This window comes from Thauera phenylacetica B4P, from assembly GCF_000310225.1.
In the GTDB taxonomy this organism is placed as follows: Bacteria; Pseudomonadota; Gammaproteobacteria; order Burkholderiales; family Rhodocyclaceae; genus Thauera; species Thauera phenylacetica.
On sequence record NZ_AMXF01000174.1, the window covers coordinates 1 to 8,960 of the forward strand.

Here is an 8,960-nt window from a genome sequence, read left to right on the forward strand (position 1 = left end):
GTGCCGTTTACGGCGCCGCCGGCGCCCACTCGACGACGCCGTTTAACGACGCCAGATTTGTGCGGAATCAGGGAGCCGGCAACAAGGGCGATGTGGTCGCCCCGATCCGCGTAACTGGGCTGGAACTTGATCGCTTCCTCCCGACGCAATCCGAAGGCGGCCTGTAGCTGAAGGCTCATGCGTACGTGCGCGTCGGTGACCTGTTCAAGACCTGTGCCTAGTTCTTGGGCCTTGCTGATGTTGGTCACATAGCGGCGCTCGGCCACGCCAAGCTGTGTGTTGTCCGCCGGCAAGATGCCAGCCTTGCCGATCTTTTCGGCCCACCAGCGCAGGTGAGAGAGCCGATTCTTGATAGTGCCGGACGACAAGCCTTCTCCCTGCCAGCGATCCAGCAGCGTCTGGGCGTGCTTGCCCTTGAGCGACGACGCCTTCATCTGCCGGAAACCGGCCTCGCGCAGTTGCCGCGCGGCTAGCGACAGCGAACGCATCCGGTCGGCCTGCGTGGTGTAGCTGCCGTCACGGTTACGCTGGCAAAGCTGCCGCAGTGTGTAGGTCAAGTCATCCATCGTCCGGCCTCCAAGCAAAGCGTCGTACTGCGTTGTCCTGAAATTCAGTGGTTAGTGTTGGTGCCAACTCGCCAGGGCGAGATCCCGTGAGGGCAAGGGCATGGTGTTCAGGAAACACCAGGGCCTCGAATGAGGTATCCGTCTTGCTCCCTGCTGGAAGCCCGGACGGAAGAGGTACTACAAGACGAAAGTGATGTGAACGTGGACGAGTCCTCCTATGGAGTGAGTGGGATGAGAAATGCAGCGGGAGCCCTGTACGTTGCACACAGGCAATTGCCGCAAAGGACAGTGCGCCAGGCGGCGCGATAGGGATGAGTTCAAACAGACGAAGAAGGCTCCGCCCTGGGGAGGGCCGGTATGCGGTCGGAGCCTGGGCATACCTGGGGTGGTTCCGCCCTGTCGGGCCAGCGCTTGCAGGAACCTGCGCTGTTGGGGCTGCCGATGTACGAAGCCCATCGGTCTTGGCAACTGCCCGGGCAGTTTAGGGCGGCCATCATCATGTATGCCGCACGCAATAGGAACTGGCTTTCGCCCGCATTGTTGGCGGTGTTGCGCGGGTCGTCACTGCGGCGTGCAGTGACGACCGCGTTTTGCGGCAGCATTTGCTACGCAGGGTGCGGCTGCCATCCCCTGGCCTGCATTGCCTGCGCTGCAATGTCCCCAGCGTTCGTCGAGGCGCTCAGCATCTTGCGGATATTGGCGATGTGCGCCAGGGCGGTTTCACGCGATGCCGGTTGCGCAGTCGGTTCTGGGCGGTGTTCGGTGCGTGGCACACCAGCAAGCCGATTTTCGACAGGCCGTGGGGTGGCAGATGTCTCCTTACGACCTGCCCACAAGCGGAACTCGCCCGCAAAAACGCGCTTCACCAAGGCGAAGAAGTAGGCCACGACATTGCGCACTGTGCCGCTCTGACTGCGTGCCTGCAACTCGTCGAGTACCTCCTGGCGATGCTGCGGCGGCAGCCGCCGCAAGGCGGCCTGCACGTCCTTTTGCTGATCTGCCTGGGCATTGCTCAGGCAAGGCGGCAAGCTTACCGACTGCGATGCCGGATCGCCGTCGCCTTCGCGTGCGCGGTACGTACGTTCTTTTTTATACATATACGTCTTATACGTACTGCCCTGCTCAGCCGTCATGTGGCGAGCGTGTTCGGTCTGTTGCGGAACAAGCGTGCTGCCAGCGGAATCGCCACCCAATGGCAGTGGGTCGGCTGCCTCGCTCTGCTGCGACGGCGGGGTAGGGGGCAAATCATCGTCATCGTGGCGCTGATCGTGGGTCGCAATGGAGGCGATTTCAGGTGCCTGCGCCAGCGTTGCCTGAATGTGGACAGCCACCCGATCCACCTGGTTGTTTTCGTGGCCGATGGAGGATTGCAGAAGTGCTGTCAGACTGGCATCGAGCATGCAGGCCTGTTGGAAGCCGAGGGGGCTTTCGTGAACTTGATACAGCTCGCTGAGCACATGGCCGGTCAGAGGGTCGCGGTGCTGTCCCACAAGGCTGATCCAGCCCGTCAGCCGAAGCACAATGAGGACGCGCCAGGCCGTCTCATATCCGGCTCGCTGCCCCAGCGGGGTAGAGGTGAGATAGCGGCGCAACTGTCCCAGGTTTGCCAACGAGCTGATTCCCTCGGCAGAGCGGAGCATGCGCAGAACCTGCCAGCCATTGCGTTCCAGCGGCGTGAGGCGGGCGTCGAGCATGAGTGAGGCCGGAGTAGTGAACAGGGCGTCTTGCCCCAGCGGATTGTGGCGGGTGTGATGGTCTGCCATGAGAGTTCTCCGAGGTCTGGGCCACAGCGGCCCGTTCCCCTGCATCTCATCGCGTACCCTCTCGGACGTCAGCCAACAATGTGGTCTGCGCCATAACCGTTTCATCCTGCCGGGTGCAGCCCTGGCACCGGCATCCAGACTGATCTATCATCACGATACCCCCCCTTGAGGGTACAACTGGGGGTACTTCCAGCGATTCCCGCAAAGGCCGTGGCCCGATTTCCCCGCGAAACCTAGTGTTCACAAGCCTTTGCTGACCGATCAACGTTTAAACGTGTGATCAACGTCTGACCGATCTTCCAGGCATTCCGCGCTCCACCGTCGGTCGCGGAGTGCCTGGACCTACCGTCGGCCTGCGCTACTCAGAAGCGGTAATCCAGGCCGATCGCAGGCCCCTGCTGCACGACGTCGAACACGAAGCCGCCGTCGCGGTAGTCGACGGCCAGCCGGCGATAGGCGAGCAGCACGGCGAGTTCGTCGCTGAAAGGCGTCGCTCAGGGCAGCAGGTTCTTGTAGATGCGGCCGTTCTTCATGATGAGGACGAAGCTCGACTCGGGACGCTTGATGAGCGACAGATCGGCCGTCGGGTCGCCATCGACCAGCAGCAGGTCGGCGAGCGCGCCCTCGGCGACGACGCCCAGCGGCTTGCGGTAGGGGTTGCGCTCGCCGGTGAGTTCGAGCAAGGCGCCGTTGTCGCCGGTCGCGATGCGCAGGACCTCACCGGGGGTGTACCAGCGCTCCAGCGAGACCAGCCGCGCGTTCTGCAGCTCCCCGTTGTCGCCCGAGAACAGGATGTCGGTGCCGAAGGCCACCTTCGCCTTGTGCTTGCGCGCCAGGGCGTAGGCGCGATCGGTGCCGGCCGCCACCATCAGCTGCTTGACCCGGTTGGCCCCGGCCTGCGGATTGGCGAGCTCGTTGTCGAGAAAGGGCTGCAGCGACCACCAGATCCCCTTCTGCACCATCAGCTTGACCGTCTCCTCATCGACCAGCTGGCCGTGCTCCACCGCCTTCACCCCGGCCTCGATGGCGAGCTGAACCGCGCGGCTGGTGTAGGCATGCACCGTGACGTAGGTGCCCCAGTTCTCGGCTGCAGCCACTGCGGCGCGGATCTCGTCCACGGTGTATTGGGTGGCGTCGATCGGGTCGTAGATCGAGGTCACCCCACCGCCAGCCATCAGCTTGATCTGCGTCGCGCCGAGCATCAGCTGTTCGCGGGTGCGCCGCAGCACCTCGTCGGCGCCATCGGCGATGGCTGCGGTGCGGGTGAGTTCGGTATGGCTCAGGCCCTGGCTGGCGGCACGCGGGACTTCGTGCGGCAGACGGAAATCGCCATGGCCGCCGGTCTGCGAGATCATCGCGCCCGACGGGAAGATGCGCGGCCCGGGGAAACGCCCCTCCTCGATCGCACGCCGCAGGCCCTGCACCGGCCCACCCATGTCGCGCACGGTAGTGAAACCGCGCATCAGCGTCGCTTCGGCGACCTGCGCCGCGCGCAGATTGGTATAGCCGACCTCGCTGGTCATGGCATCGACCAGTTTCTGGCCGATCAGCATCGCGTGCCAGTGCGCATCGATCAGGCCAGGCATCAGGGTGCGACCACCGCCCGCGACACGCGTCAGCTCGGCATCCGCCGGCGGCTCGATCGGTGCCGCCGAAATCGCCTGGATGGTGTCACCGACCACCAGCACGTTGGCGGGCGCGCGGGCACGCTCGGCGCTCCGGCCATCGAAGACGAAGACGTTCTCGAACAGGATCGCCTTGTCCGCCGCATGCGCCAGTGAAAGCCACAGCGAGGCAAACACGACGGCTCCGCAACCCAGGGATTTTCTCGGCTTCATCGGGCAGCCCTTTGGACGCAGTCGAACTGGTCGAGATGATAACAGCCAGGGTGCCAGGACCGGACTACCCCTGCAGCTCCGGAAACAGCACGTCCGTAAACCCGAAGCGGCGGAAATCCCGCACCCGCATCGGGTAGAGCACACCGTCGAGGTGGTCGCACTCGTGCTGCACCACGCGCGCATGGAAGCCCTCGACGAAGCGCTCGATCGGCTCGCCCGCGGGGGTGAAGCCGGCGTAATGGATGCGCGTGGCGCGCGGCACCATGCCGCGCAGGCCGGGCACCGACAGGCAGCCCTCCCAGCCCTCCTCGCGGTCTTCGGTGAGCGGCGTGATCACCGGGTTCACCAGGATGGTGCGCGGCACCGGCGCGGCGTCCGGGTAGCGCTCGCTGCGCTCGAAGCCGAAGATCACCACCTGCAGGCCGACGCCGATCTGCGGCGCGGCCAGGCCCACGCCACCGTGCGCGGCCATGGTGTCGAACATATCCTCGACCAGCGCCGCGAGTTCGGGCGTGCCGAACTCGCCGACCGGCACGGCAGGCTGCAGCAGTCGCGCATCGCCCATGCGCAGAAGGGTACGGACAGTCATCGGCTCTCTCTCCTCGATCGTTCAGCCGCGTCCGCCAAAGAGGCCGCGGAGCCACGCCCAGCGGCTCACCACCAGGGCGAGAAAGATCAGCCCGCAGCCGGCGAGTTGCAGCGCGCTCATGGTTTCGGCGAACCACCACGCCGCGGCGAGCGCGGTCCATACCGGCTCGAGCATCATGATCAGCGCGGCGTGGCTGGGCGTGGTCAGGCTCTGGCCATGGAGCTGGAGCAGGAAGCGCAGCGTGGTGGCGAGCAGCGCGCTGGCGAGCAGCCAGCCCAGCACCGGCGCGCTCCAGGTCTGCGGCCAGGGCTCGATCACCAGGGCCGGAGGCAGCACGAGCACGCCGACGGCGAGCATCTGCACCACGCTGAGCGCGCGCACGGGCACGTTGCGCACGATATGCGAATTGACGTTGAACATCATCGCGAACACCAGCGCCGCACCGAGGAAGAACCACTGCCCGAGCTCGACCTCGAAGCCACCGTCGAGCGACAGGCAGGCGAAGCCGGCGAGCGCCAGCGGCAGCGCGAACCAGGTGCTCGCCGGCGGACGGTCGCCGAAGAACAGGCGCGCGAACACCGGCACCATGACGATGCCCATGCTGGAGATGAACGAGGCTTCGCCGAGGTGGCTGCTGTGCGACAGGCCGAGGATCCACAACACCATGCCACCGGCGAACAAGGCGCCGACGAGCAGGCTGTTGCGCAGCCCGCGCCGGTCGAGCGCGCGCAGCTGCGGCAGCGAGAACATCGCCAGCACCAGCCCGGCGATCGCGAAGCGCAAGCCGATGAAGATCAGCGGCGGGATGCCCGCGAGCGCCTCCTTGGAGAAGATCCAGCCCGCCGCGGCGATCACCGTGGTGAGCATGAGCAGGAGGTCGGCCTCGAGCCGATGCGGCGGCACGCCGCCGCCGGGGCGCGGTGCGCTCATCGCACCTCCATGTCGTGGCGGCTGCGGCGGAAGGTCCACAAGGCGTTGCCGGCGTAATGCCAGAGCAGCAAGAGCGCGGTGGTCAGCAGCTGGGCGAGCAGATAGTGCAGGCCGAGCAGCGCCATGAACAGGCTCATCAGCAGCGCCGTCCACGCCAGCCCCGCCAGCGCCACGGCGAAAAAGCGCGGCAGGGCCTGGGCGTGGCTGCGGGTGGAGGCGAACACCAGCCGGCGCGCGAGCACATAGTTGACCAGCGCGCCGAGCACGAAGCCGGCGCTCGCGCCCGCCAGCGGCGGCGCACCGGCCCCCTCCACAAGCCCGACCAGCAAGGCGTAGTGCGCGAGCGTACCCACCACCCCGACCGCAGCGAAGCGCAGGAAACGCACGAATCCCACGGACGCGCTCATCGTGGCCGCCTGTCCTCGCCGACCAGCGCGCGGCGATCCTTGACGACCGCGAGGACGATCCCTGCGCGTTCGACCTGCGCCACCACGCGGCCGCGCAGGGCCGCGTCGCAGCCCATGTGGGTGGGCGAGAGGTAGAAGTCCGCGCCCCACCAGTCCCGCGTCGCGCGCAGCCCGGGCGCGAGCCAGACCTGCGCCTGCAGCGGCTCGGCGCACACCGCCACGGTGTAGCCCTGCGCCGGCACGCCCTCGCGCGCGACCAGGGCATCGAGCGCGAGCACCGCCTCGCGCAGGCTGCTCGCCCAGTAGTCCTGCTCCCACCCTCCGGCCGCCCCGTGCGTGCCGCCGGCGAGGCGGTTGTACGCCAGATACTGGTAGGGATGCAGGCGGGCGAGCAGGCCCAGCTGGCCGAGCACCGCCAGCGCGCACGCTGCCAGCACGGCGCGGCGCAGCAGCGGTGGACGGGCCCGCAGGCCCTGCCAGGCATGGACGAGCCCCGCGCCCGCCAGCACCGCGAGCGGCGCCAGCACGAAGCTGAAGTGGCGCAGCCCGTTGTAGAGCGGCGGCGCCGCGAGCAGGGTGTAGGCGAGCGGGAACAGCGCCGCCAGCACCACCGGCAGCCAGGGCAGGGCCGCAGGTCGGCCCTGCGCGGTCGCGAGCGCCGGCAGGGCGCGCGCACCGGCGAGCAGCGCCAGCGCGACCCCGGCGAGGAACAGCTCCGGCAGGCGCACCAGCAGGTAGGCGGCGAGGTAATGGCCCGGCACCTCGCCGACCTTCATCACGCGTCCGGCCAGCACCGTGTCGAGCTCGAAACTGAAATGCGAGAACGCGCTCATCGCGGTGAACACATTGCCCGGCGCCATCGCCGCCCACGGCCAGAACAGCGCGCCGAGCGCCAGCGCGATCGCCGCCGCCGGCAGCAGCGCGAGCACGCCGCGCAGCGCGAAGCGCAGGCGCCCCTCCGGCTGCAAGGTCGCGGCCGCGAGCATGCCGACGCCGAGGTAGAACACCGCGAACACCGCGCCGATGCGCAGCCCGAAGGCGCAGCCCAGCGCCACGCCCAACCCCGCCAGCACCCGCCACGGCGGCGCGGGCAGGGTGTCGAGCACGCGCACGCTGAAGTACAGCGCCCACAGCATCGTGGTGGCGAAGGGGATGTCCTTGGTGTGGGTGAACATCGCCCCCGACCACGCGCCGGTGAGCAGCAGCAGCACGAGCGCCGCCAGCCCCGCCCACTCGCCGGCGAGCCGGCGTGCGAGCAGCCAGGTGCCGGCCAGCCCGGCGAGGCCGAAGCCGGCCGAGATCAGGTGGCGCAGGTCCCACAGCGCAGCCCCCTCGGCCACGCCCGCGCGCTCCAGGGCGGCCGCGACGAGGTCGAAGAAGCCGCCATACAGATAGAGGTTCTTGTATTCGAAGGCCTGGCGGTCGGCGAAGCCGGACAGGTAGAAGTCGAGCAGCAGGCGGCCGTAGACATGCTGGACCTCCTCGTCGTTGCTGATGCCGTGCTGGTCGAAGGTGAGCAGCACGAACCCCGCGGCCAGCGCCAGCACGGCAAGGGCCACCCACTGCGCGAAGGGCGCATGGAGCTCGGCCGCAGCCGTCTCGATCGATGCGCCCCCCACCGCGGCCGGCGCCCGCGCGGCCGCGCCCGGCGGGATCATCGATCGCGCTCCAGCCCGCGCTCGAAGCCAAGCCGCTCCGACACCAGGAACAGCGGCCGGCCCTTCACCTCGGTGAAGATGCGCCCCACGTACTCGCCGAGCACGCCCAGGCTGATGAGCTGGATCCCGGACAGGAACAGCCCCGACACCATCAGCGACACGTAGCCCGGCAGGTCGATGCCGAACAGCATCGTGCGCAGCAAGAGGAACAGCCCGTACAGGCCCGACAACCCGGCCATCCCCAGGCCGATCACCGACCACACCCGCAGCGGCAGGGTGCTGAAGGCGGACAGCCCGTCGATCGCGTAGCGCAGCAGCCGCAGCATCGACCATCCGGACACACCGCCGGCGCGCTGCGCGGGCTCGAACTCGACGACCTCCTGGCGGAAGCCCACCCAGCTGGTGATGCCCTTCATGAAGCGGGTGCGCTCGGGCAGGCTGTTGATCGCCTCGACCACCGCGCGGTCGAAGACGCGGAAGTCGCCGCCGCCCTCGGCGAGCGCGACCTCGGAGACCTTGCTGAAGAAGGCGTAGAAGGCGTGGGTGAGCTTGCGCCGCAGCCAGGGATCGGTGACGCGCGAGCGCCGCACCGCGGTCACCATCATCGCCCCGCCGCGCCAGCGCGCGAGCATCTCGGGGATCAGCTCGGGCGGATGCTGCAGGTCGCCGTCCATCAGCACGATCACGTCGCCCGTCGCCGCCTGCAGGCCGGCGGCCATCGCGGCTTCCTTGCCGAAGTTGCGCGCGAAGCGGATCGCCTTGAGGTGGCGGTCGCCGGCACACAACGCGGCGACGCGCGCGTACGTGTCGTCGCGGCTACCGTCGTCTACGCAGACGATGTCCCAGTCCGACAGCTCCAGCCCCGCGAGCACCTGAGACAGGCGCCGGTGCAGCGCCTCCACCGTTTCGCCCTCGTTGTAGAGCGGGACCACGACCGAGAGTCGGGGGTGTGCCGAGGAGGCGGGGGGCACATGAGGGTGGGCATCGAGCGAGTCGGAGTGCGACACGATGAAACTACCGGCGAGTGGGCTCCGCGGCCGGAGCGAAGGCGTGCACGATAAACCATTCGTGCCCTGCCCGGCGTGCCCCGCGCGGGCCAGGGTGCGCGATACTGCCGGCTTTCCGCCCGCCGCCCCGATCGCATGCAAGCCTCTTCCCGCCCTGGCGCGCCCGCCACCCGTCCGGTCGTGGTGTGCGCCGACGACTACG

The 8,960-nt window shown here is 68.2% G+C and carries 8 protein-coding genes; all 8 read right to left on the bottom strand.

Features of this window, described 5'->3' with window-relative positions:
* Positions 1-566, bottom strand: a 566-nt coding sequence (locus C667_RS17080; RefSeq protein ID WP_004371255.1) for a phage integrase N-terminal domain-containing protein, incomplete at its 3' end; no start/stop codon positions are given.
* Between the two features lie 605 nt (positions 567-1,171).
* The gene (locus tag C667_RS17085) at positions 1,172-2,329 is read right to left on the bottom strand and encodes an STY4528 family pathogenicity island replication protein (RefSeq protein WP_004371258.1); all 1,158 of its coding nucleotides are present in this window, start codon (positions 2,327-2,329) and stop codon (positions 1,172-1,174) included.
* A gap of 494 nt (positions 2,330-2,823) precedes the next feature.
* On the bottom strand, positions 2,824-4,131 hold the full coding sequence (locus C667_RS17090) for a metal-dependent hydrolase family protein (protein WP_004371265.1): 1,308 nt from the start codon (positions 4,129-4,131) through the stop codon (positions 2,824-2,826).
* A 100-nt stretch (positions 4,132-4,231) separates the two neighbouring features.
* Complete coding sequence (gene def, locus C667_RS17095) at positions 4,232-4,756, bottom strand: peptide deformylase (protein ID WP_004371268.1); 525 nt, start codon at positions 4,754-4,756, stop codon at positions 4,232-4,234.
* Positions 4,757-4,777: 21 nt separating this feature from the next.
* Positions 4,778-5,686 (bottom strand): DMT family transporter, encoded by a 909-nt coding sequence (locus C667_RS17100; protein WP_004371271.1) that lies wholly within the window; start codon positions 5,684-5,686, stop codon positions 4,778-4,780.
* Entirely contained in the window at positions 5,683-6,093 is a 411-nt protein-coding gene (locus tag C667_RS17105) for a GtrA family protein (protein WP_004371274.1), read from the bottom strand. The genes C667_RS17100 and C667_RS17105 overlap by 4 nt, the downstream gene beginning before the upstream one ends.
* The gene (locus tag C667_RS17110; RefSeq protein WP_004371277.1) at positions 6,090-7,751 is read right to left on the bottom strand and encodes a glycosyltransferase family 39 protein; all 1,662 of its coding nucleotides are present in this window, start codon (positions 7,749-7,751) and stop codon (positions 6,090-6,092) included. The genes C667_RS17105 and C667_RS17110 overlap by 4 nt, the downstream gene beginning before the upstream one ends.
* Complete coding sequence (locus C667_RS17115; RefSeq protein ID WP_245538489.1) at positions 7,748-8,758, bottom strand: glycosyltransferase family 2 protein; 1,011 nt, start codon at positions 8,756-8,758, stop codon at positions 7,748-7,750. Before C667_RS17115 ends, C667_RS17110 begins: the two co-directional genes overlap by 4 nt.
* Positions 8,759-8,960 lie beyond the last annotated feature (202 nt).

What these genes read in the sequence shown, in the direction of transcription:
- def (WP_004371268.1), bottom strand. Translation starts at nt 4,756, where the DNA reads ATGACTGTCCGTACCCTTCTGCGCATGGGCGATGCGCGACTGCTGCAG.
- C667_RS17110 (WP_004371277.1), bottom strand. Translation starts at nt 7,751, where the DNA reads ATGATCCCGCCGGGCGCGGCCGCGCGGGCGCCGGCCGCGGTGGGGGGC.
- C667_RS17100 (WP_004371271.1), bottom strand. Translation starts at nt 5,686, where the DNA reads ATGAGCGCACCGCGCCCCGGCGGCGGCGTGCCGCCGCATCGGCTCGAG.
- C667_RS17105 (WP_004371274.1), bottom strand. Translation starts at nt 6,093, where the DNA reads ATGAGCGCGTCCGTGGGATTCGTGCGTTTCCTGCGCTTCGCTGCGGTC.
- C667_RS17085 (WP_004371258.1), bottom strand. Translation starts at nt 2,329, where the DNA reads ATGGCAGACCATCACACCCGCCACAATCCGCTGGGGCAAGACGCCCTG.